Annotated in this window: 25 protein-coding genes; 13 read left to right on the top strand and 12 right to left on the bottom strand. The window is 70.7% G+C overall.

Going from position 1 to position 20,402, the window contains the following annotated elements:
- Positions 1 to 69: 69 nt before the first annotated feature.
- From ABD361_RS11130 to ABD361_RS11120, 3 genes are read left to right on the top strand one after another with little or no spacing between them, the layout of a single operon-like run.
- Positions 70 to 510 carry an NAD(P)H-binding protein gene (locus ABD361_RS11130; RefSeq protein ID WP_344434805.1) on the top strand — a complete coding sequence of 147 codons (441 nt, stop codon included), beginning with the start codon at positions 70 to 72 and terminating at the stop codon, positions 508 to 510.
- On the top strand, positions 507 to 899 hold the full coding sequence (locus ABD361_RS11125) for a hypothetical protein (RefSeq protein ID WP_344434803.1): 393 nt from the start codon (positions 507 to 509) through the stop codon (positions 897 to 899). The genes ABD361_RS11130 and ABD361_RS11125 overlap by 4 nt, the downstream gene beginning before the upstream one ends.
- A gap of 43 nt (positions 900 to 942) precedes the next feature.
- Positions 943 to 1,584 carry a GNAT family N-acetyltransferase gene (locus ABD361_RS11120; protein ID WP_344434802.1) on the top strand — a complete coding sequence of 214 codons (642 nt, stop codon included), beginning with the start codon at positions 943 to 945 and terminating at the stop codon, positions 1,582 to 1,584.
- Here the strand turns inward: ABD361_RS11120 and ABD361_RS11115 are convergent.
- Genes ABD361_RS11115 through ABD361_RS11105 form a run of 3 tightly spaced genes read right to left on the bottom strand, consistent with a single transcriptional unit; the run spans position 1,581 to position 4,201 of the window.
- On the bottom strand, positions 1,581 to 2,279 hold the full coding sequence (locus tag ABD361_RS11115) for a DUF899 family protein (protein WP_344434801.1): 699 nt from the start codon (positions 2,277 to 2,279) through the stop codon (positions 1,581 to 1,583). The two genes, ABD361_RS11120 and ABD361_RS11115, sit on opposite strands and share 4 nt — an antisense overlap.
- Before the next feature lie 12 nt (positions 2,280 to 2,291).
- Positions 2,292 to 3,290 carry a PI-PLC domain-containing protein gene (locus ABD361_RS11110; RefSeq protein ID WP_344434800.1) on the bottom strand — a complete coding sequence of 333 codons (999 nt, stop codon included), beginning with the start codon at positions 3,288 to 3,290 and terminating at the stop codon, positions 2,292 to 2,294.
- An 11-nt stretch (positions 3,291 to 3,301) separates the two neighbouring features.
- The gene (locus ABD361_RS11105) at positions 3,302 to 4,201 is read right to left on the bottom strand and encodes a hypothetical protein (RefSeq protein ID WP_344434799.1); all 900 of its coding nucleotides are present in this window, start codon (positions 4,199 to 4,201) and stop codon (positions 3,302 to 3,304) included.
- Positions 4,202 to 4,313: 112 nt separating this feature from the next.
- Between ABD361_RS11105 and ABD361_RS11100 the strand changes: the two genes are divergently transcribed.
- Positions 4,314 to 5,207, top strand: coding sequence for a YwqG family protein (locus ABD361_RS11100; RefSeq protein WP_344434798.1), 894 nt, complete (start codon positions 4,314 to 4,316; stop codon positions 5,205 to 5,207).
- Position 5,208: 1 nt separating this feature from the next.
- On the opposite strand, the gene ABD361_RS11095 is transcribed toward ABD361_RS11100, so the two are convergent.
- The 3 genes from ABD361_RS11095 to ABD361_RS11085 all read right to left on the bottom strand — a co-directional run bounded on the left by ABD361_RS11095 (position 5,209) and on the right by ABD361_RS11085 (position 10,544).
- The gene (locus tag ABD361_RS11095) at positions 5,209 to 5,721 is read right to left on the bottom strand and encodes a DinB family protein (protein ID WP_344434797.1); all 513 of its coding nucleotides are present in this window, start codon (positions 5,719 to 5,721) and stop codon (positions 5,209 to 5,211) included.
- Between the two features lie 1,377 nt (positions 5,722 to 7,098).
- Positions 7,099 to 9,408, bottom strand: a complete 2,310-nt coding sequence (locus tag ABD361_RS11090) for an ATP-binding protein (protein WP_344434796.1) — start codon at positions 9,406 to 9,408, stop codon at positions 7,099 to 7,101.
- 167 nt (positions 9,409 to 9,575) lie between these two features.
- A complete protein-coding gene (locus tag ABD361_RS11085) occupies positions 9,576 to 10,544 on the bottom strand; it encodes a LysR family transcriptional regulator (RefSeq protein WP_344434795.1) in 969 nt (322 codons plus the stop codon).
- A gap of 254 nt (positions 10,545 to 10,798) precedes the next feature.
- Here ABD361_RS11085 and snpA point away from each other — a divergent pair, with 254 nt between their 5' ends.
- Positions 10,799 to 11,476, top strand: coding sequence for a snapalysin (gene snpA / locus ABD361_RS11080; RefSeq protein ID WP_344434794.1), 678 nt, complete (start codon positions 10,799 to 10,801; stop codon positions 11,474 to 11,476).
- 75 nt (positions 11,477 to 11,551) lie between these two features.
- Here snpA and ABD361_RS11075 read toward each other — a convergent pair whose 3' ends face one another.
- The 3 genes from ABD361_RS11075 to ABD361_RS11065 all read right to left on the bottom strand — a co-directional run bounded on the left by ABD361_RS11075 (position 11,552) and on the right by ABD361_RS11065 (position 13,679).
- On the bottom strand, positions 11,552 to 12,193 hold the full coding sequence (locus ABD361_RS11075) for a DedA family protein (RefSeq protein ID WP_344434966.1): 642 nt from the start codon (positions 12,191 to 12,193) through the stop codon (positions 11,552 to 11,554).
- 171 nt (positions 12,194 to 12,364) lie between these two features.
- Entirely contained in the window at positions 12,365 to 12,796 is a 432-nt protein-coding gene (locus ABD361_RS11070) for a DoxX family protein (protein WP_425583193.1), read from the bottom strand.
- A gap of 214 nt (positions 12,797 to 13,010) precedes the next feature.
- Entirely contained in the window at positions 13,011 to 13,679 is a 669-nt protein-coding gene (locus tag ABD361_RS11065) for an HNH endonuclease family protein (RefSeq protein WP_344434793.1), read from the bottom strand.
- Positions 13,680 to 13,918: 239 nt separating this feature from the next.
- On the opposite strand from ABD361_RS11065, the gene ABD361_RS11060 reads away from it, so the two are divergent.
- The 3 genes from ABD361_RS11060 (at position 13,919) to ABD361_RS11050 (ending at position 16,282) form a co-directional block, all read left to right on the top strand.
- A complete protein-coding gene (locus ABD361_RS11060; protein ID WP_344434792.1) occupies positions 13,919 to 14,713 on the top strand; it encodes an ABC transporter permease in 795 nt (264 codons plus the stop codon).
- A gap of 205 nt (positions 14,714 to 14,918) precedes the next feature.
- Positions 14,919 to 15,500 carry a TMEM165/GDT1 family protein gene (locus tag ABD361_RS11055; protein ID WP_344434791.1) on the top strand — a complete coding sequence of 194 codons (582 nt, stop codon included), beginning with the start codon at positions 14,919 to 14,921 and terminating at the stop codon, positions 15,498 to 15,500.
- Between the two features lie 41 nt (positions 15,501 to 15,541).
- On the top strand, positions 15,542 to 16,282 hold the full coding sequence (locus ABD361_RS11050; protein ID WP_344434790.1) for an SAM-dependent methyltransferase: 741 nt from the start codon (positions 15,542 to 15,544) through the stop codon (positions 16,280 to 16,282).
- On the opposite strand, the gene ABD361_RS30655 is transcribed toward ABD361_RS11050, so the two are convergent.
- Together ABD361_RS30655 and ABD361_RS11045 are read right to left on the bottom strand one after the other, a co-directional pair.
- Entirely contained in the window at positions 16,248 to 16,508 is a 261-nt protein-coding gene (locus ABD361_RS30655; protein WP_361748444.1) for a DUF6255 family natural product biosynthesis protein, read from the bottom strand. The genes ABD361_RS11050 and ABD361_RS30655 overlap by 35 nt on opposite strands.
- Positions 16,505 to 16,681, bottom strand: coding sequence for a hypothetical protein (locus ABD361_RS11045; protein WP_344434788.1), 177 nt, complete (start codon positions 16,679 to 16,681; stop codon positions 16,505 to 16,507). Before ABD361_RS11045 ends, ABD361_RS30655 begins: the two co-directional genes overlap by 4 nt.
- Positions 16,682 to 16,896: 215 nt before the next feature.
- Between ABD361_RS11045 and ABD361_RS11040 the strand changes: the two genes are divergently transcribed.
- The 5 genes from ABD361_RS11040 (at position 16,897) to ABD361_RS11020 (ending at position 19,911) form a co-directional block, all read left to right on the top strand.
- Complete coding sequence (locus tag ABD361_RS11040; RefSeq protein ID WP_344434787.1) at positions 16,897 to 17,655, top strand: GntR family transcriptional regulator; 759 nt, start codon at positions 16,897 to 16,899, stop codon at positions 17,653 to 17,655.
- Positions 17,648 to 18,133 carry an NUDIX hydrolase gene (locus ABD361_RS11035; protein ID WP_344434786.1) on the top strand — a complete coding sequence of 162 codons (486 nt, stop codon included), beginning with the start codon at positions 17,648 to 17,650 and terminating at the stop codon, positions 18,131 to 18,133. The genes ABD361_RS11040 and ABD361_RS11035 overlap by 8 nt, the downstream gene beginning before the upstream one ends.
- A gap of 94 nt (positions 18,134 to 18,227) precedes the next feature.
- Positions 18,228 to 18,533 (top strand): putative quinol monooxygenase, encoded by a 306-nt coding sequence (locus tag ABD361_RS11030; protein ID WP_344434785.1) that lies wholly within the window; start codon positions 18,228 to 18,230, stop codon positions 18,531 to 18,533.
- Positions 18,534 to 18,598: 65 nt separating this feature from the next.
- Complete coding sequence (locus ABD361_RS11025) at positions 18,599 to 19,006, top strand: hypothetical protein (RefSeq protein WP_344434784.1); 408 nt, start codon at positions 18,599 to 18,601, stop codon at positions 19,004 to 19,006.
- Between the two features lie 11 nt (positions 19,007 to 19,017).
- Positions 19,018 to 19,911 carry a Vgb family protein gene (locus tag ABD361_RS11020; RefSeq protein ID WP_344434783.1) on the top strand — a complete coding sequence of 298 codons (894 nt, stop codon included), beginning with the start codon at positions 19,018 to 19,020 and terminating at the stop codon, positions 19,909 to 19,911.
- Positions 19,912 to 19,921: 10 nt separating this feature from the next.
- Here ABD361_RS11020 and ABD361_RS11015 read toward each other — a convergent pair whose 3' ends face one another.
- Positions 19,922 to 20,371, bottom strand: a complete 450-nt coding sequence (locus ABD361_RS11015; protein ID WP_344434782.1) for a MarR family winged helix-turn-helix transcriptional regulator — start codon at positions 20,369 to 20,371, stop codon at positions 19,922 to 19,924.
- Between the last annotated feature and the right edge of the window lie 31 nt (positions 20,372 to 20,402).

Raw genomic sequence — 20,402 nt, 5'->3', positions numbered from 1 at the left:
CAATGTGCCTCCTTACGTGATCCACATCCACTCCAGATGATGGAAACACACAGCTCAGGAGGCACATTCATGATTCTTGTCAGTGGTGCGGGCGGCGCGCTGGGCCGGCTCGTGGCCGGGGAACTGGCCGGTGAACCGGCCGTGCACGACGGCGTCGTGCTCGGCACCCGCACCCCCCGCTCCGCCGCCGAGCGGCGCGTCGACTTCGACGACCCGTCCTCGCTCGACTTCACCGGCATCGACACCCTGGTGCTCATATCCGCCGGATACGGGGAGGACGACGTCGTCATCGCTCGCCACGATGCGGCGATCGGCGCGGCCGAGCAGGCGGGTGTGCGGCACGTCGTCTACACCAGCCTCAGCGGCGACGGTGACCACCTGCCGTACGCGCTGGCCCACCGGTGGACCGAACGCCGCTTGCAGGGCAGCCGCCTGGACTGGACGATCCTGCGCAACGGGCTCTACGCCGAGTTCCTCGCGGGCATCGCCGCCCCGGACCGGACGGCGTGATCACCGCACCCCTCGGCGAGGGCCGTCTGGCCGCCGTGGCCCGCGCGGACCTCGCGGCGGTGGCGGCCGCGGTCGCCGCGGCGCCCGCCGCCCACGCGGGGAAGGTGTACGAGCTCGTGGGCGAACACCCGTTGGGCGGCGCGGACCTGGCCGCCGCCACCGGTGCGTCCTACCGGCCCGGCGCGCTGGCGGCGACCCGTGAGGCGATCACCGCGGCCGGCGAGGCGCTGCCCTACCAGGTGCCGATGCTGGTCGGCACGTACTCGGCGATCGCCGGCGGCTTCCTCGACGGGTCCGGCGTCACGGACAACGCCCTGCGCACGCTCCTCGGACGCGAGCCCCTCGCCGCGCTTGATGCGTACCTGGCAGCCCTGCGACCCGAAGGGTAAGGTGTGGCAGCAGCGAGTGCTTATTACATCTCGGGGGTTGGGCATGGCGGACACAGGAATCGGCGAGCTCGTGCAGGCGTGGATCGACGGCTGGGTCGTCTCACGGGGCGCGGCGGACCCAGTCGAAGAGCCCTGGGGCTGGAGCATCGATGTCGGGCAGACCCGGCACGTCTGGCGTCATGTCGTGCCGGAGCCGAATGAGATGACGGTCCGTAAGCTCGCGGACGGCACCAGCGCGCCCTGGACCTGGCTGAAGCTGTTCGCCGAGGACGACGCGATCCGGCCGTGGGTCGGGCCGGGGTGGCGGTTCGACCAGCCCGGCTTCCTGATGACCTGCCCGCTGCAGGCCGAACGGCCCGCCGTGCCCGCGGGGTACACGGTGACCACCTGGACCCGCGGCGACGTCGTCCGCGTCCTCGTCCGCACCACCGACGGCCACTTCGCCGCCCGTGGCCAGATCGCCCGGGGTTCGGGCCCCACCGCCGTCGCCGACCAGATAGAGACCTCCCCCGACCACCGCCGCCGGGGCCTGGGCAGCCTCGTGATGCGTACGCTGCAGAACGCCGCGTACGAGGCCGGAGCCCGGACCGGCGTCCTGGTCGGCACGCCCGAGGGCCGGCAGCTCTACACGTCGCTCGGCTGGACCACCCACTCGCCGATGGCGAGCCTCTGGTACGAGCCCTAGGCCCCCGCCCCGCCGCCGTAGTCGAGCGCGGCGAACCAGTCGCCCCGGCCGCGGGGCGTGAGGTCCAGGACGTGCCAGACGGGGCTGAGCAGGTCGATGCCCCGCTGGTCGATGTCCTCGGCCATCCGCGGGTGCGCCGAATAGAAGTGCCGCACCGCCCCGTCGTCGTCGCGCGTGAACACCGAGACGGTCGAGTCCTGGTTGCCCTCGGCGTCCTCGCTGCCGAGGTCGTACTTGAAGGTGCTGTTCGCGGCGCTGAGCAGGCGCAGGTTCGCCCAGCCGCGCGTGCGGGCGTGCGCCCGCAGGGCCGGCAGGCCGGCCGCGGCGACGACCGCGAAGTCGGCGTTCTGGGTGATGTGGTGGGCCACCCCGTTGAACCCGTCGATCCACATCGTGCACATGGGGCACGCCTCGGTCTGCCGCTTGCCGTACATCAGGTGGTAGACCACCAGGTCCCGCCCGGGCCCGCTGAACAACTCGCTCAACCGCACGCTCCTGACCGGCGCGTCCCCGGCCGACAGGTCCGCGGGCCCCTCCTCGAAGACGTAGTCCTCGACGACGGGCCCGCCCGGCAGCCCGCGCCGCAGCGCGGCGACGCGTTCGCGGTGCCGCATCAGCTCGATCTCGGCCTGCCGCAGCTCCTCGCGGGCGCGGACGTAGGCGGCCGACTCGTCGGTGAGATTGGTCAGACGCATGGCTGCCTCCGGCTATCCGATCAGGACCGTTCCCGCCTCTCCCGGTTTCTTCTCAAGGCGGAGCGGGATGTCGACGGTCACGGTCTCCCGGTAGCGCCCGGGGACGATGAGAACCGTCCATCCCCAGCCGGCTCGCAAGGGGTCGCGGACTCCGTTCGGCGTGGTTCCCTGTGCTCTGGTGACCGTGGCCCGGACGGTCCGGTAGGGGAACCGCCACGTTCCCTGTTCATGGACCACTTGGCCGTTCCAGGAATCGCCGTTGGGACAACTCCAGTGGTCCTCAAGAGGTCCCTGCACGGAATCCGTCACCGTCCAGGGCGGCTGTGCTGCGCCGTCCACGATCAGGGGGTTGGCCGGGACGCCGTACTCGAACGTCCAGTCGGCCTGGTACTGGTCGATTCCGATGATCCGGCAGCCGGGCGCGGAAAAACCAGGAATGGCCGGGCACCCGCCCTCAAGGCCCGTTCCCACGGCGATGGCCTGGTTGACGGCTGCACGGTCGGTGCAATGGTCGTCGTATCCGCGATTGAACCTTCTTGTGTGAACGAAGACGGCCTTCCCGGCGAGCTCGGGCACGGCGGACAGTGAAGCGCCGCGGGCCTCGTCCGACAAGTCGACGGTGTTGTTCGCGCCGAACACCGCGCGGAGGTCCTCCATGGCGATGTCCAGCGCAGCCTGTTCGCTTGTTTCTCCCCATCCCTTCACCTCGAAAATGAAGAAGACGGGCCGGTACGGGCGCGAGCGCGCAGTGTGAATGTCCTGGACGTAGTCGCGAAGGAAGCGTCCCCAGCACAGAGGGTCGTCATCGTCGTCGTGTCCCACGATGGCCCGGGGAACACCATCGACGGTCTTCACAGCGAAGTCGAGCTCCACGGACCAGACGCCGAAGTCGTCGATCTGTTGCCGTGGAGAATGTCCCATCAGCGGGACGTCGTGGATGCCGGCCGAGAGGCAGGCATAGGAGTTGTGCGTGCCCTTGAACACCAGCTCGGTGATCCCGCGAAGCCGCATGGCCCGCCTCCTCACAGGAGGTTGACGAGAGCGAGGACGAGCCCCGTACCGCCGCCCAGGCCGCTCATCGCCTTGCCCAGCACGGCCCCGTGGCAGTCGGCGCCCTGCTCGGCGCGCATCGCGTGACCGCGCACCGCGGACGTGACGAGGAGATCCCCGGGCTCGATCGGGTGGGAGTCGGCCTCCGCCTTGCAATGGACGCGTCCCGTCAGGGCGAGCCGATGCCCCGTCCCCGTCCCGGGCCACGTCGCCCCGAAGGTGACTCCGGATGCGAGCTCACCGGCCCCGCTCAGGACGCCGGCCACTTTGCGGTCGCAGGGCGTTTCGCTCGCCCTGATCATCCCCGGCCGCCGGTCGTCGATGACCATGACGGTCCCGGGGTCCACTGCTTCGACGTCCTCGTCATCGGCCAGGGAGAAGGCCTCCGCCAGATCGGCCCCGCCGGTGACTTCCAGTACGTTCACCCGTGCGGTTCCGTTGACGTCCAGTTTCGCCCCGGGCCTGTCCGTCCCCACGCCGACGTTTCCCTGCTGGGTGAACGTCATGACGTTCCCGGCCCCAAGAACGAAGACGTTGAGTTTGCCCACGCCGGCCGCGATGTCCCACAAGGCATAGGGAACGATGGCGCCGTCCGCGTCCCGGCCGGTGGACTGCAGACGAATCCGCGCATATTCCTGAGGTGTCGGCTGAGTGAGGGCGATCTGGGGCCTTTCGAAGCCCTCCTTCGACTGCACGTGGAACTTCGCCTTCGGAGCGCTCAGGCCGATGCCGACGCTGCCGGACGCATCGACGCGCACGGCTTCGTTGCCGTTCGTCTTGAACACCAGGGGTTCGCCGTCGACCGTTCCCAGAAAATCCACTGGAGGATTGGTTGCGGCGTTGCCCGCGAGTTTCCAGTCTCCGTCCGCCATGACAGGACCCCGCTCGGACTTCTCTCGTGTGCCCCTATAGCCAGCGTCGGCCGTGCGCAGTAGCCGTGCAACCGGGGGGCCCGTTGTCAGTGGCCCGGTGCATCATCGCCCCATGACACCGAGCACCGATGCCACCACCGATGCCATCACCGGCGCCACCGCCGACGCCACCGCCGACGCGCTGCACGCGCTGGCCCACGAGCATCTGCCCGCCGACGTCGCCGGGCGGTGGCTCGGTCTGCTGCGGCCGAGCGCGGGGTTGCGGGCGGCCGCCGGCGGGGATCCCGTCGTCGGGCGGCTCGGTGGGTTGCCGGAGTTGCCGGAGGGGGAGGAGTGGCCGGTGTGGGAGGGGCACGGGCCGCTCACCTTCATCGCCTCCGTCGACTGTGCCGCGCTGCCCGGCGCCGCCCTCGACATTCCCCTGCCGGCGGACGGCACGCTGGCCTTCTTCTACTTCGACGGGCAGCTCGACGACGGCCGTGCCCTGGTCAGGCCGGACGACCCGGCCACCTGGGCGGGAGCGCGCGTGCTGTACGTACCGGCGGGCGTCTCCGTCGCCGAGCGGGCGGCGCCGGAGGGGATACGGCCGTACCGCGAGGTGCCGCTGACGGCGCGGGTGGAGTCGACGGCACCGTACGACTGGCACCCGGTCGTCTACCGGGAGTTCGACCCGATGGACGACGACCACCCGCTGTGGGACGAGGATTTCCGGGAGGACGTGTACGAGCGCGTCGACGACAGCAAGCACCGCATCGGCGGCCACGCGAGCCCCGTCCAGGACGAGGTCGAGACCGAGGTCGCCCACGGCGCCCTGGGCAGCCCGCCGTGGGACGACCCGCGCCTCCAGGAGGAGGCCCTGCGCTGGGTGCTGCTCGCCCAGTTCGACAGCGACGACGATGCCGGCATGATGTGGGGCGACCTCGGCACCCTCTACTGGCTCATACGCCCCGAGGACCTGGCCGCACGCCGCTTCGACCGTGCGATGTTCACCTGGCAGTGCAGCTGACTCACGCTCCGACGGTTCCGTCGATGCCCTCGCGCAAGAAGTCCGCGTGCCCGTTGTGGCGGCCGTACTCCAGGAGCACGTGCACCATTACCATCCGCAGCGACACCTCCTGGCCCCACCGCGGCTGGTACCCGGTGACGTCCAGCGAGGCCGCCTCCCGCTCGACGCGGCGCGAGTTCTCCACCTCGGCCTCCCAGGCGGCGAACGCCTCGGCCCTGGTGGACGCGCTCGCGTCGTACGCCGCCTGGAAGTCGACCTTGTCGGACCAGACCAGGGGCACGTCGTGGTCCTCGAACACACGGCGGAACCACGTGCGCTCCACCTCCGCCATGTGCCGCACCAGCCCCAGCAACGACAGCGTGGACGGCGGCATCGACTGCTGCCGCAACTCCTCGTCGGTGAGCCCCTCGCACTTCATGGCGAGGGTCGCCCGGTGGTAGTCGAGGAAGGCCCGCAGCGTCTCGCGTTCACTGCCGAGACGGGGCGGTCCTATGCGGCTGTCGTCGCTGCTCACTTGCCGTGCTCCTTGATCGGTGCCGGTATCGGGCACCAGTATCCGCCCCCGCCGCCGGCAGCCCGTACGCCCCAGGCGGTACGGCGACGTACTCAAGGCCCCCGCATGCGGCCTGCCATGCCGTCCCAGAAGGCGTGCAGTTCCGGGACGCGCATGCCGACCCAGTTGGGGGTCTTTCTCCGGCGGACTCTTGGGAGGCGACGCATGAGGCCATGTGGCAGCAGCGCCTGCTGCTGGCGGCAGAAGGGCTCGCGCAGTTCCGCGCGGAGCTCGGTGCCGCGGGGTGGGTAGGGGCAGAACTGGAAGGGACAGCTGTGCGGGTGGCACGAGGAGCCCGGTGTCGGTGAGCCGGATGTGGTGATCTTCAGGTCGGGGTGCAGCGGATCGCGGTCGGCGGTGATGCAGGGGGGAAGCTGCATGTGCGGTTGCTGCGAGCGGCTCAGCCGTTCCTCGACCTCGTCGGGCTGGCCGTCGCGCTCGATGAGGTTCATCATGACCAGCACGTCGGCGACGAGGCGCTGTGCGCGTCCGTCGAGGCTGCTCCAACCGATCGAGGGCGGGATCCACAGGTTGTGCTTGCGGTACAGCTGCGGGCCGCTGTTGCGCGAGCCGATGTTGTCGGCGACGCCTTTCTCGTCGATCCAGATGAACCGTTCCGGTCTCCTGGTCTCCAGGGCGAGCGTCACCAGGTCGGCCGTCTCGGCGACGAACGGGTGCAGTGGCTGACGGGCCGCGGCGCCGTCCCCGCCGGCAGGTACGGCCGGCGCATGTGCCGTGCCGGCCATCGACAGCCAGCGCTCCACGGTCTGTATCGCGGTCGTCGGCGGGGCGTGCGTGTCCTGGTGGCTTCGCTTGCGGACGGCGGGGCCATCGGGAATCTGCCACAGACACAGCGCTTGGAGCAGAGTGAGCTGCGCGTACCAGCACCGGCTCTGCTGGAGCATGGTCTCCGCCTGCCGGACCAGGTCCTTGCGGCCACCCGCATACGTGAAGGGGTGGCGTTCACGCCGGTTGGCAGCGAACTTGAACCCCTGGGCCATCGCGTTCTCCAAGGACAGCATCAGGTCGGGGGCGCCGGGATGATGCGGATCGAGGTGGCGCAGCCATTTCGTCATGCGGCTGCGGGCCTCCTCGCGGCGTTCGTCGCTCACGGAGCCGAGGAGCATGGGGAGCATCCAGGCGCGCATGACGAACTCCCGCCACAGTTCCGCCCGCTGGGCGCGGTATCTCTGGATGACAGCGGTTCGCGTCCTGTTCAGCTCATTTTCTTCCGCGACGCGCTCGGGGGATTTCGGCTTCTGTGAGATCCGCTGCAGCGCGTCCGCCCATTGGTCGAGGCTTTTTCGTTTCTGCTCCTTGAACCGTTCGACCTGGTTCTCATATTCTGCGACGGGGTCGAGATTGATGTCGTTGATCCTCTTGCGGATCACGGCGAAGGCGGAGTCGCCACCGTCGCCCACCTCCTGCGCGACCGCGAGGCGAATGCCATGGGAGAGGTCCCCGATCCCCAATTCGAGGAGGTCCACGTACATCGGCGTGGTGCTGACCCTGCGGCTTCCCGTGCCGTTCATCTTGCCGTCGGCCGGTGCGCAGGGCTGCGCCCAGGCGCCTGACGACCCGGACCTTCGCGTCGCCGAGTGTCCGGCTGTCGCCCTTGATCTCGTCCCAGTGGCTCCTGAGCGCGGAGACGATGCTCTTCAGCTGCTCCGGTGGAGTCTGTACGCTCTCGATTTCCAATGCGGCTGCATAGAGGTCGAAGGCCTTGGGGTCCTCGCGCTGCTCCGCGAGCTGACAAAGCCGTTGTGCGAGTGGCCGGACTAACACGGGATCCCAGTACCGTTTGCGCAGGTCCTTCTTCATCACGACCATCACCCGGGGCTCCTCCGCGGGCGGCGACTCGGCTGCACGCAGGCGGGAGAGCAGTACCAGGGAGATGAGCAACTCGCGGCTCGGCCCGGGCGGTTGCAGCGCTTTGTCGACGAGTCGTCGGAGCTGGTTGTCGCCGAGGTGGCGCAGCATGCGGAAGCCGAAATAGGCCTGCAGGATGCTGTGCGGGAAGCGGACCCTCTGCTCCGACCCCTCGACCAATTGGAGGGCGCGCGCATTGGACACGCACCGGCCGATTTCGGCCTGGCATTCCCCGATGGTCCCGTCGCACAGCCGGTGTTTCTCCTCGCCGCTGATATGGCTGCAGAGGTCGTCCCAGATCTGCCTGCGGTGCCACTCGCTCAAGGCGTTGCCGCGTTTGCCGTACCGGTCGAAGCGGCGTCGCATGGTCCACAGGTGCTCGGCTTCGATGCCCGCCCACTTCGCCGGAGAGGCGTGCAGGTGCTCGCCCTGGAGCTCGGCGACGCCGACCTCCAGCTTGTCCTGGAGAAGCCCCAGGCAGGCCAGTGCGGAGACCACCTCGATCGCGTCGCGGCGGTCCGGTTCCGCTCTGACGACGTCGTCGCGCAGCCGGCCCTCCACCAGTGCTTTCTCCCAGCTCTCCAGCAGCCACAGCCGGAGGGTGGAGCGGTCGCGGCTGCGGGTGTCGAGCGGTCGGCCACCGGTATGCGGCCCTTCTCGGCCGAGGTATCCGCTCTTGCTGAGTTCCCTGGCGATGTGAAGGTAAATGGGGGACTCGGTCACCTCCGCTGTCTCGACGATCCAGTCGAGACGGCGCTCGTCCGCTTCCGGGGTCTGCGCCTGCACGAAGTCCAGGGCCGCTTCCTCGCTCAGGGGCTCCAGTTCGATGATCGCGGCCGGCGTCACCTCGAGGGCGGTGTGCGGTCGTGAGGCGATGACCAGGGGAAGCTTCTTGTCGTCGGCCGCCTCGATCGCCCGGGCGATGATGTTGTCCCGGTCCTCCTGGAGGCTCTCGTCCAGGAGCGCCTCCTCCAGGCCGTCGGCGATGACGACCGGTTTGTCGTCCGCCAGCAACTGCTGCCAGACCCGCTCGGTCTTGGTGCGGGCCAGAATCCCTTGAGGGGCCGCGTCGAGGAAGCGCTGCTTGGCCATCTCCTCGAAATTCAGGCCGCCGGCGGCATCCCGGAGTCGAATGGGCACGGGGACGGCGCCCTGCCGGGCCAGGAGCTCGGTGAGCTGCACCAGCACCGCGGTCTTCCCGGTGCCCACCCCGCCGACCAGCAGGTACGGCCTGCGGGTGGTGCGATCACGGAGGCGCTGGGCGATGACCTGGGCGATCTCCTGCCGCCCTACGACTTCGGCCGTGTTCGGCCCTGCCGTGAGGACCAGTTCGTGAGGTTTCCTGCGGGCCTTCCTGAGGTACCGCCGCTTCGTCCAGCCGTACCACCAGAACAAGAAGATTGCGGTGGCGAGTCCGGCCAGGAGGAACGGGCCGACGAAACGGACGACGGTGGTGAATCCCGCGTTGTCCTTCTGCCACGCCTCGAACCAGGTCGGCCTGCCCCGGGCCATGACGAAAAGGCCTTCGCCGAACCAGACGACGACGAGGACCGAGGCGATCACGCACAGCGCACGGATGCAATTGGTGTAGGTGATCCAGCGGCGCCATTTCCTGGGCCGTATCGCGTCCTCCCGCGCCTCCCACCGAATGGCCAGCCGGTGCCAGAAGGCGAGGACGCGCCACCGGGCCCGGGTTGCCGCCCGTCGCAGGAACAGGCTCGCCATGGGGGCATTGCCCGGCCGCTTCTTGCCCGGAGGGTGCCGGATCAGCTTCGTCATCGCCCTTCCCTTCTCCGAGCCTTCTCCGAGCGTGACGCCTGGCACGGGAACGGGAGCTACTTCCATCGAAACCACCCCACCGGCCTGATGCAATCCGGCTCCCCGCTGCGCTCGGCCCCCTGAACCGGGAACCGGGGCATGCCGGCGGGTGACGCGTGACGCGCCGGCTACCCCGGCAGGGGCAGGGGGCTGTCGTGGGCGGTCAGCCAGGCGCGGTACGGCGGGCTGGCGGCGGCCGCATCGCAGTAGGCGGCCGTGAGGTCGGCGAAGAGCGCGTCGACGTCGTGCAGCGGCAGGGAGCCGGAGCGCGAGGCGAGGGAGAGCTGGACGGTGAGCGGGTCGCCGGCCAGCGGGCGGACGACGGTGCCGCCGTCCGGCCGGGGCGCGGCGGTGGGCTGGCAGGGGCGTACGGCTTCGCCGGAGGCGACGAGGTCGGCGGCGGTGGCGGTGTCGCGGACGTGGACGAGGCGGGGGTCGAGGCCGGTCGCGGTGAAGGCGCGGCGCAGGGCGGCGGCCTCGTCGTCGGCGGTGGGGTCGACGATCCAGGGTTCGCGGGCGAGGTCGGCGAGGTGGGCGACGGGTCTTCGGGCGGCGGGGTGGCCGGTGGCCAGTTCGGCGAAGCGCGGTTCGCGGGCGACGAGGACGCGGCGTTCGACGCCGGGCGGTACGTGCAGGGGGAAGCCGGCGGTCTCGTGGACGAAGGCGACGTCGAGCTGGTTGGTGGCGAGGAGTTGCAGGAGCGTGTTGGAGGAGACCTCTATGTGGATGGTGGTGTCGGTCTCCGGCAGCCGGCGGTGGATGCGGCGCAGCCAGCCGGCCACGGCGGGGCTGCCGATGCTGCCGATGCGCAGGCGCAATCCCCCTGCTCCCAGGGCGGCTTCGCGGGCGGCGGCGACGAGGGCTGCCATCTCGGCGACGATGGGCCGGGCGCGGGTCAGGACGCTGTGGCCGAGCGGTGTGGGGCGGCTGCCGTGCTGCCCGCGGGTGAACAGCGTGCCGCCGACGGTGGATTCGATGCGGCGCAGCTGGGTGGTCAGGGAGGGCTGGGTCATGCCGAGCTGCACCGCAGCCTTCCGCACGCTGCCGGTGTCCGCGATGGCGCAAAGTGCACGGAGGTGCCGGACCTCGAGCTCCATTCCGGGAGCATATCGAGCGCCTCGTACGTCACACCAGACACATCCAGGACGCCAGGGGGGAGGTGCCGGACGGTGTGAGGACAACAGATGGCGGAGGATAGGCGATTGGATGGCGTTATGGCCAACTGGCATCATCCGCACCATTGATAACTCGTCAGAAACTCAGGGGGAACACGAGTTCACCCGGTGAGCCCCTCCCGCCGTTCCCACCACGGCGGCAGCAGCGGGCTCTCGGCACGAATGGAGTCCCCCACATGAAACCCTCCACGATGGTGCTCTCCGCCGCGCTCGGCATCGGCCTCGCGGCGACGCTCACCGCCGTTCCCGCCTCCGCCGCCTCCGCGCCGCAGACCCTGGACGGGCAGCACCACTCGCGCTCGGCGTACGTCGGCTCGAAGGCCGAGGAGGCCAACAACAAGGCCTTCTTCGAGGCCGTGATGAAGTCGGCGCAGGCCAAGCAGGCCGCCTCGCCGGGCCTGAAGACCGTCACCGTCACCTACGACGCCAGCAACGCGCCGAGCTTCGCGACGGAGATAGCCAACAGCGCCCGCATCTGGAACAGCTCGGTGCGCAACGTCCAGCTGCGCGCCGGCAGCAACGCCGACTTCAGATACTACGAGGGCAACGACTCGCGCGGCTCGTACGCCAGCACCGACGGCCACGGCCGCGGGTACGTCTTCCTCGACTACCAGCAGAACGAGCAGTACGACTCCACGCGCGTGACCGCGCACGAGACCGGTCACGTGCTGGGGCTGCCGGACCACTACTCCGGTCCGTGCAGCGAGCTGATGTCCGGTGGCGGCCCCGGCCCCTCCTGCACCAACCCGTACCCGAACTCGGCCGAGCGCAGCCGCGTCAACCAGCTGTGGGCGAACGGCCTGAGCGCCTTCGCCAAGGACGGCAAGAACGGCGTCTTCACCACGGCCCGCTGAGCGGTCGCAGAACGACGGTGGCCCGGTTCCGTACTCCGTACGGAACCGGGCCACCGGTGCGTCATGGGCGAGGGGTCAGGGCGACGTCTCCGGCTCCTGCGGGCGGCGCATAAGGAACGCCGCCCCCGCGCCGGCCGCGAACAGGGCCAGGGCCGAGACGGCCGTGCTCAGCCAGCTCGCGCCGAGCCACTGGCCGCCGAAGTAGCCGAGACAGACGCTGTAGGCCGCCCACGTCAGGCCGGCCAGGGCCGACCAGGGCAGGAACTCGGCCACGCGGCGGTGCATCACGCCCGCGCCGATGCTGACCACCGAGCGGCCGGCGGGCGCGAAGCGGGCGACGACAACGAGCGGGCCGCCGCCGCGCAGCAGGGCCGTGCCCAGGCGGGCCTGGGCGGCGGTGAGCCGGCGGGAGCGGGCGATGGCGCGATCGAATCGGTCGCCGCCGCGCCAGGCGACGCGGTAGGCCATCATGTCGCCGAGCACGGAGGCCGTTGCGGCGCACATCACGAGCGCGAAGACGTCGGGGAAGCCGGAGTGCGCGTGCACGGCCGTGGCCTCGCCGACCGCCCCCGCGGCGGAGCCGGCGGCGGCGGTGGCCGCGGCGATCACCAGGACTCCGCTGGGCAGGACGGGCAGGAAGACGTCCAGGAGGACGGACACGGCGACGATCACGTATATCCACGGGGTGCCGGCCAAGGCCCCCAACTGCTCCAGCACGTCCTTCACTCCCGGTACGGTCCCCCGCCGCGACGTCGCAGGGGAGCGGCAGGGGCGGCCTTGACAACCGTACAGCGTACGCGGGGACGTGCCGGAAAGTGCGCTCGGGGTCGGTTTTGTCACGCGAGTCACGTACTGCCCGTACCGCCCCGGGCGCCACAGAAGGGTGCGTCAGCCCCGCGAGCCCCGGCCGAAGGCGCGGTCCAGCGACAGCGCGCCCGGGCCGGTGAAGACCAGCAGCAGGAACGCCCAGCAGAACATCGCCGAGGCCTCGCCACCGTTTTGGATCGGCCACAGGGCCACGCTCTGGTGCACGTCGAAGTACGCGTAGGCCATGGAGCCGGAGGCTATGAAGGCCGCGCTGCGGGTGCCGACGCCCAGCAGGACGAGCACGCCGGCGACGAGCTGGATGACGGCCGCGTACCAGCCGGGCCAGGTGCCCGCCGGGATCGTGCCGCCGTGGGTGCCGGCCGCGCCGCCCAGGATGCCGAAGAGGGAGGCGGCGCCGTGGCAGGCGAAGAGCAGGCCCACGACGATCCGGAACAGGGACAGGACGTAGGGCCGGGCGGCGTCGACGCGCGCGGTCAGGGTGGCGGCGGGCATGGCGGAGCTCCTCGTGATCTTCGGGGACGTGGGAACGACGAGGGCTATAGGTTAGGGAGACCTAACAGTACTTGCAAGTTCAAGTTTTTGATTTTTTCGTTACGGCCCCGGGGTGACGGCGCCCGGACGACGGTGCCGGACGGCGGCATCGGAGTACGGCACCGGACGGCGAAGGGCGGCCCCCCCGTCCGGGAGGCCGCCCTTCGTACGGTGATCAGCAGCTGTTGAGGATGCCGGCGAGGGCGTTCTTCTCGGCGGCGTCGACGGTGAGCTTGTAGTCGTACTTCACCGACACCCACATGCGCGCGTACTCGCACTGGTAGGACTTCAGCGGCGGCAGCCACTGCGCCGGGTCCTTGTCGCCCTTCGCCTGGTTGACGCGGTCGGTGACCGCGATCAGCTGCGGACGCGAGAGGTCGTTGGCGAACGCCTGGCGCTGCGCGGTGGTCCACTTGCTGGCGCCCGAGCGCCAGGCCTGGGCGAGCGGCACGACGTGGTCGATGTCGACGTCCTGGGCGTCGTGCCAGGTGGCGCCGTCGTACGGCGAGTACCAGGTGCCCGAGACGGCCGCGCACCGCTCGTCCGTCTCCACGTCCTTGCCGTCACGCTGCAGTACGACCTCGCGGGTGTTGCACTGCCCGTGCTGGGTGATCCAGTGCGGGAACTTCGCCCGGCTGTAGCCGTCCATCGAACCCTCCGGCTGGACGGTCAGCTTGGCCAGTTCGGCGCGGACGGTCGCGGCGTCCGGCGGGGTGGGCGGCGCGGCCTGTGCCGCCGGGCCGTTCAGGACGAGGGAGCCGACGAGGGCGGCGAGCCCCGCGGCGACCGCCGTACGACGCGCGTAGACGCTCTGCTTGCCGAGGGGGAGGCGCGGTCCGGGCATGGGAACTCCCTTGAAATGGTGGGGGTGCGGGCCGTCGAAGCGCGGCCAGGATCGCGGCGACGGATGGCAGGGGGGTGGTCGCCAGATGACAGGATGGCGACGGGGTCATGTCAAAGCAAGGGTTTGCGGACGTGAGATGCAAGCGGAACGCAAACTTCAGGACGACGGCCGCACGCCCGCCTGACACGCCGCCAGCTCGCCACCGGCGCAAGGATGTTCGCCGCGCTTAGGGTGGCCGCGTGCTCGCCGCCGACACCCTGTTGCCCGCCAACACCACCCTCGGCGTGGTGCTCGCCGCCCTGTTGCTGGCCGCCGTCACCGTCGCGGCCCGCGCCCGCCTCGCCGACTCCCGCGAACGCGGCTACGCCCGCGCCATCGCCCTCGCCGGCGTGCGCGCCGCCGTCCAGCTGGCCGTCGTCTCCCTTGCCGTCGGCTGGGTCGTACGCTCCCTGCCGCTGCTCCTCGCCTTCCTCGCGCTCATGTTCGCCGTCGCCGTCCGCACGGCCGGCCGCCGCATCACCCACAACCGCACCTGGTGGTGGGCGGCCGCACCCATCGGCGCCGGCGTGCTGCCCGTCGTGGCCGTCCTGCTGCTGACCGGCCTCGTCCCCCTCAAGGGCGTCGCCCTCATCCCCGTCACCGGCATCCTCATCGGCAACTCCCTGACCGCCACCGTGCTGGGCGGCCGGCGCGCCCTCGACGAGCTGCGCACCCGGCACGGCGAGGTCGAGGCCGGCCTCGCCCTCGGACTCCTGCCGCGCGAGGCCCGGCTGGAGATCGCCCGGCCCGCCGCCTCCGACGCCCTGCTGCCGGGCCTCGACCAGACCCGCACCGTGGGCCTCGTCACCCTGCCCGGCGCCTTCGTCGGCATGCTGCTGGGCGGCGCCTCACCGGTGCAGGCGGGCGTCGTGCAGCTGTTCGTGCTGGTCGCCCTCATGGCCGTGCAGGCCGTCGCCGTCACGGTCGTCCTGGAACTCGTCGCGTGCGGCATCCTCCACCGATCCCGTACCCTGGGAGCAGCAGAAGGGGAGTAGCTCTTCGCCGGACCGTCGACATACTGCCGAGCCACAGCGCCCGGCCGGCGCCCGGAGCCGGTGCACCACCGCGATCGCCACGCGATCCCCCGCGGTGCCGCCGGTCAGCGAGACCTTCGGCCGCAGTGTCCACGACGCTGCCGTGCCGAAGCGACCCCTGGAGCGTTGCGGTGCGGCGGCCCGCCCCGACAGAGGAACCACCCCTGTGATCAGCATCACCGTCACCGCGCTCGTCTTCGGCGTGATCTTCCTTGCCGAGCTGCCCGACAAGACCGCCCTGGCCGGTCTCATGCTCGGCACCCGCTACCGGGCCTCCTACGTCTTCGCCGGCGTCGCCGCCGCCTTCCTCGTCCACGTCGCCCTGGCCATCGCCGCCGGCAGCGTCCTGACCCTCCTGCCGCACCGCGCCGTCCAGGCCGTCGTCGGCCTGCTCTTCCTCGCCGGCGCGGCCATGCTGCTGCTGAAGAAGGACGAGGAGGACGAGGGCATCACCAAGCCCGCCGACCAGTCCTTCTGGAAGGTCTCCGGCGCCGGCTTCATGCTGATCCTCGTCGCCGAGTTCGGCGACCTCACCCAGATCATGACCGCCAACCTCGCCGCCCGCTACGACGACCCCCTCTCCGTCGGCCTCGGCGCCACCGCCGCCCTGTGGGCCGTCGCCGCCCTCGGCATCCTCGGCGGCCGCACCCTCATGCGCTACGTGCCGCTGCGGCTCGTGACCAAGGTCGCGGCCCTGGTCATGCTCGCCCTCGCCGGCTTCAGCCTGTACGAGGCGGTCCTGGGGTAAATGAGGTGCCTGCCGGTTCACGGGCGTGCCACCCTCCGCCCGTGAACCGTGAACAGATCTCCGCGCTCGCCCACGCCGACCACCCCATCGCCGCCCCGCTCGACGACGACGCGGTGCACGCCCTTGTGGAGCACGCCGTGCCGCGCGAGGACGCGCGCATCCTCGACCTCGGCTGCGGGCGCGCCGAATGGCTCCTGCGCGCCCTCACCGCGCACCCGCAGCTGCGCGCCGAAGGAGTCGACGTCTCGGCCCCCGCCCTCGCGGCCGCCCGCGCCGCCGCCGAACGCCTCGGCGTGGCCGACCGGCTCACCCTGCACGAGGCCGACGCCGCTGCCTTCACCGCCCCCCACGCCTTCGATCTCGTCCTCTGCGTCGGGTCGACCCACGCCTTCGGCGGCCCCACCGCCACCCTCGCCGCCGCCCGCCGCCACCTCGCGCCCGGCGGCCGCGTCCTCATAGGCGACGGCTTCTGGGAGCGCCCGCCCACCGCCGAGGCCGCCGAGGTGCTCGGCGACCTCGACGACCTGACCGGCCTCGTGCACCGCATCACCACCGACGGCTGGACCCCCGTCCACGGCCACATCAGCACCCGCCGCGAACTCGACGCCTACGAATGGGCCTGGACCGGAACCCTCTCCACCTGGGCCCTCGACCACCCCGACCACCCGGACAGCCCCCAGGCCCTGGCCGCAGCCACCACCCACCGCGACGAATGGCTCGGCGCCTACCGGGACTCCTTCGGCTTCCTCACGCTGGTACTGCGGCCCACGGCCGGCGCATGAGGCCCGCACCGGCGGTGGTGGGCGCACTCGGCACGGTCCGCTCCGGCAGCTCCAGGGCCAGGGCGAGGGCGCGGTAGTCCGCGAAGCGCTGCGTACCGCACTGACGGCAGGACTCGATCCCCCCGATCAACGTCCAGGCCGCCTGCGCGTGCGCACAACGCGCCGCTCTCTTCGCGGGCCGCCCGGGGAACGCCGCCCGTACGGCCGCCGCCCGCCGCTGCCTCACGAGTGCGCCGCCCTCAGGTGCACGCCCATGGCGGTGACCATGGCCTCGGCGGTCTCCCGATCGCCCTGCCGGACGGCCGTGTAGCGGCGGGCCTTGATCTCCCTGCAGCGGTGGCAGGGCGGGGGTGGAGGGGCCTGGCCGGTTGCCTGTGAAGGTTTTGCGGCAGGCTGCATCGGACTGGTGTCATCACACACTTTGACTCCGCGACGGTAAAAGGTAGAAGAACACGGAGAAGGCGCCCTGAGCATTTATCTCTAGAGAAGCAATAGTGAAGCATTCTCTCTCTAGAGACGTCAACCGGCTCGCGAACCAAAGGGATTGGGGACACCCGCCCGGGCCGGCGGGTGGGGCGCCCGTAGGCTGTCCAGGGAGGAGAGGTGATCACCCGATGGCCGAGCAGGGCTCTGTCCGCCGTACGAAGTACCAGAGGATCGCAACCGAACTGCGCGACGCGATCCAGGCAGGCGAATACGCCCCCGGTGACCGGTTGCCCGGCGAGAACGAGCTGATGGCCGCCTACAACGTGGCGCGGATGACGGCCCGGCAGGCGCTCGGGGTGCTGCAGAACGAGGGCATCACCGAGGCCCGCAAGGGCGCCGGCGTCTTCGTGCGGTCATTCCGCCCGCTGCGGCGGCACGGCATTCAGCGGCTGAGCGGTGGCAACTGGGGCTCCGGGCAGTCCATCTGGTCGGCCGACCTGGGAGAACGCGCTCTCGTCGTCGACCGCGTGGAGGTCACGGAACGCACGGCTCCCGAGCACGTCGCCACGGCGCTGGGACTGTCCCCGACAGCGACCGTCTGCGTCCGGAGCCGCCGTTTCGTACTGGACGGAAAGCCGGTCCAGACGGCCGTCTCCTACCTGCCGTCCGAACTCGTCGCCGGTTCCGCCGTCACCCACGAGGACACCGGCCCCGGCGGCACCTACGCCCGCCTCGCGGAGCTCGGCTGCAAACCCGTCCGCTTCCGCGAAGAACTCCGCTCCCGCATGCCCTCCACCGAGGAAGCCACCGAACTCGGCCTGTCCTCCGGCACCCCGGTCATCCAGATTTGCCGCACGGCTTTCGCGGAAGGAGGACGGGCCGTGGAGTTCAGCGAGTTGACGCTGGATTCCGCGTCGTACGTCTTGGAGTACGAGTTCGATGCGTGAGACCGGCGGAACTCGCGGGGAGGTTCCCACGGCGCTTCACTCGGTCTCCGTGGCCGGGGCCGTCGTGCGCGAAGACGGGCGTGTGCTGGCCATTCGCCGCGCGGACAACGGTTGCTGGGAGCTTCCCGGCGGGGTGCTGGAGATTGACGAGGCCCCGGAGGCCGGCGCGTGCCGGGAGGTCCTTGAGGAAACCGGGGTGGAGGTCAGCGTCGACCGCCTGACTGGCGTCTACAAGAACATGTCGCGGGGCGTGGTCGCCCTCGTCTTCCGCTGTCGCCCCGTCGGAGGCAGGGAGCGCGCCTCCGACGAGGCGACGGCGGTTTCCTGGCTGACCCTGCAGGAGGCGCGTGCCGTGATGACGGAGGCGTACGCGATACGCCTCCTGGACGCGTGCAGTGCGGACGCACCCCACGTGCGGGTCCACGACGGCCGGCGGCTGTTGTCACCGGCATCCGGTGAGCCCGCCACTCCGCGCTGAACACTGGAAAAGCCCTCACTCCGGGAGCGGGCGGCTGACACGCTTGAGTCAGGCGGAGAGAGGGGTGCGCATGGACGTGGGGTTTGCGCTTGTCGTGCGATTCACGCTGCGGGACGCGGCTGCGGCCGAGGGGTTCGACGAGCTGGTGTCGCGGACGCTGGAGGGTATCCGGCAGTACGAGGCGGGGACGGTCGTCTACGTGAACCACCGGGTGCCGGACGAGCCGGGCGTGCGCGTGTTCTACGAGCTGTACGAGAGCCGCGCGGCGTTCGATGCGCACGAACGGCAGCCCCACGTCCGGCGCTTCCTCGAACAGCGCGACAAGTACGTGACCGCCGTCGAGGTCACCTTCCTCGACGGCATCGGCGGCAAGGTCGCGGCGGGCGCCGCGTTCGCATAGCAGCTCTCCGGTGGGGTGAATACGCTGGTCGTAGGGGTCGGCTTGTTCGATCCGAGGAGCCTCCCATGGACAGGAAGACGCACGGCGCCTGGCGCGCGATGGGAGTCGTCACCGCACTCGTCACGGCCGCCGCGATGGCCTCCGTCACTCCCGTTCAGGCGCAGTCCACCGCTCAGCTGTCCGCGTGGATCAGCGACGGCTGGGGTGGTGGGACCATCACCAGTCAGCCCGCCGGGATCAACTGCCACACGCAGGCGTGGGACCCGTACACGTCCCCCGACCCGGCGCCCAACCCGACGGGTAACTGCACCGCGACCTTCCCGGTCGGAACGACGGTCGTCTTCACCGCCGTCCCCGACCCGGGGTCGTACATCAACGACGGGCCCACGCCGAATCCCGTGACCATACGGAGCGGCTACAACTACACCTGGGTGATGTTCTGCCCCAACGACGGCCTTTGCTCCGCCGGTTAGAGTCGTCGAACGTGACCCAGGTTTCCATAGAGGAGTACGCGGTGGCCGGCCGTGACGGCGGGCCGTACGCGATCACTGCGGGGCCCGACGGTGCGCTGTGGTTCACGCTCGTCCACAGTGGCCGGATCGGCCGGCTGGTGCCCGGCGGGGAGGTGGCGACGTATCAGCTCGACGAGCCGTCCTGCCGGCCGACGGTCATCGCCTCCGGGCCCGACGGCGCGGTGTGGTTCACCGAGTACCAGGCCCACCGGATCGGCCGGATCTCCGTGGACGGGGGAGCCGTCGAGGAGTTCGCGCTGCCCACCGCCGACTGCGCTCCGTTCGGTATCACCTGCGGGCCGGACGGTGCGTTGTGGTTCACCGAGACCGCTGCCGACCGCATCGGCCGCATCACCCCCGACGGGCAGGTCACCGAGTTCCCGCTTCCGGTCAGTGGCGCGTTTCCTTCCGCGATCGCCGCCGGAGGCGACGGTGCGCTGTGGTTCGCCTTGAACCAGGCCCATGCGATCGGCAGGATCACCACCGACGGCACGGTCTCCTTGCATCCGCTGCCGACCGAGGCCGCCGCGCCGGTGGGCATCACTGCAGGTCGGGACGGCGGCTTGTGGTTCGTCGAAATCGCCGCCGGCCAGATCGGCCGCATCGCCTCCGACGGCCGGATCACGGAGTATCCGCTGCCCGACCGCACCGCCCGGCCGCATGCCGTCACCACGGACGGCAGCGGTGCGGCCTGGTTCACCGAGTGGGGCGGCAATCGCGTCGGCCGCATCACGTCCGACGGTGCGATCGCGGTGTACGACCTGCCGACACCCGGCAGCGAGCCGCACGGCATCGCGCTCGGGCCGGACGGCGCGCTGTGGTTGGCCCTGGAGAACGGCGCACTTGCGCGTGTCGTTCCCGGGTGAGGGTGGCTGCTCAGGCGTCGAGGTGGGTTGCGAGGCGCTGCAGGAGGTCCATCAGCACGCCGTATTCGTCCGGAGTGAGGCACTCCATCATGCGGGCGCGTTCGGCTCCGATCCGTCCGGAGATCCGGCGGTGGGCGGCCCGTCCCGCCTCCGTCAGTTCGAACGTGTCGGTGGCGCCCGCGGTCGGCGCGGCCCAGTCGCGGGCGGTCAGGGCCTCGACGTACGGGCGCATCGTCGGTTCGGCGGGGGAGAGGAAGGCCGCCATCGTCTCGTCGACCCCGGCCACGGTGACGGGCGCGTAGGAGACCGTGTTGAGGACTTGCCAGCCGCGGCGGGTGAGGTTCTCGTCGGCGAGGAGGCGGGCGAAGCCCTCCTCGATGGAGCGGTCGACGGATTTGAGCCAGTAGCCGAGCGGGCGGTGGACGCGGACGTCGGGCAGGGCAGTGTCCTGGGTAGTCATGGGATCCCCCTGATGTATGCATGATGACAAT

It is taken from the genome of Streptomyces luteosporeus, assembly GCF_039532865.1.
Classification (GTDB): domain Bacteria; phylum Actinomycetota; class Actinomycetes; order Streptomycetales; family Streptomycetaceae; genus Streptomyces; species Streptomyces luteosporeus.
Note: the sequence above shows the minus strand (reverse complement) of the source record. Positions and strands in the feature narration are given on the sequence as shown.

Bases quoted from the DNA above. Each gene is read 5' to 3' on its own strand.
- ABD361_RS11130 (WP_344434805.1), top strand. From the start codon at position 70: ATGATTCTTGTCAGTGGTGCGGGCGGCGCGCTGGGCCGGCTCGTGGCC.
- ABD361_RS11120 (WP_344434802.1), top strand. From the start codon at position 943: ATGGCGGACACAGGAATCGGCGAGCTCGTGCAGGCGTGGATCGACGGC.
- ABD361_RS11115 (WP_344434801.1), bottom strand. From the start codon at position 2,279: ATGCGTCTGACCAATCTCACCGACGAGTCGGCCGCCTACGTCCGCGCC.
- ABD361_RS11110 (WP_344434800.1), bottom strand. From the start codon at position 3,290: ATGCGGCTTCGCGGGATCACCGAGCTGGTGTTCAAGGGCACGCACAAC.
- ABD361_RS11105 (WP_344434799.1), bottom strand. From the start codon at position 4,201: ATGGCGGACGGAGACTGGAAACTCGCGGGCAACGCCGCAACCAATCCT.
- ABD361_RS11100 (WP_344434798.1), top strand. From the start codon at position 4,314: ATGACACCGAGCACCGATGCCACCACCGATGCCATCACCGGCGCCACC.
- ABD361_RS11090 (WP_344434796.1), bottom strand. From the start codon at position 9,408: ATGACGAAGCTGATCCGGCACCCTCCGGGCAAGAAGCGGCCGGGCAAT.
- ABD361_RS11085 (WP_344434795.1), bottom strand. From the start codon at position 10,544: ATGGAGCTCGAGGTCCGGCACCTCCGTGCACTTTGCGCCATCGCGGAC.
- snpA (WP_344434794.1), top strand. From the start codon at position 10,799: ATGAAACCCTCCACGATGGTGCTCTCCGCCGCGCTCGGCATCGGCCTC.
- ABD361_RS11070 (WP_425583193.1), bottom strand. From the start codon at position 12,796: ATGCCCGCCGCCACCCTGACCGCGCGCGTCGACGCCGCCCGGCCCTAC.
- ABD361_RS11065 (WP_344434793.1), bottom strand. From the start codon at position 13,679: ATGCCCGGACCGCGCCTCCCCCTCGGCAAGCAGAGCGTCTACGCGCGT.
- ABD361_RS11045 (WP_344434788.1), bottom strand. From the start codon at position 16,681: ATGCAGCCTGCCGCAAAACCTTCACAGGCAACCGGCCAGGCCCCTCCA.
- ABD361_RS11040 (WP_344434787.1), top strand. From the start codon at position 16,897: ATGGCCGAGCAGGGCTCTGTCCGCCGTACGAAGTACCAGAGGATCGCA.
- ABD361_RS11035 (WP_344434786.1), top strand. From the start codon at position 17,648: ATGCGTGAGACCGGCGGAACTCGCGGGGAGGTTCCCACGGCGCTTCAC.
- ABD361_RS11025 (WP_344434784.1), top strand. From the start codon at position 18,599: ATGGACAGGAAGACGCACGGCGCCTGGCGCGCGATGGGAGTCGTCACC.
- ABD361_RS11015 (WP_344434782.1), bottom strand. From the start codon at position 20,371: ATGACTACCCAGGACACTGCCCTGCCCGACGTCCGCGTCCACCGCCCG.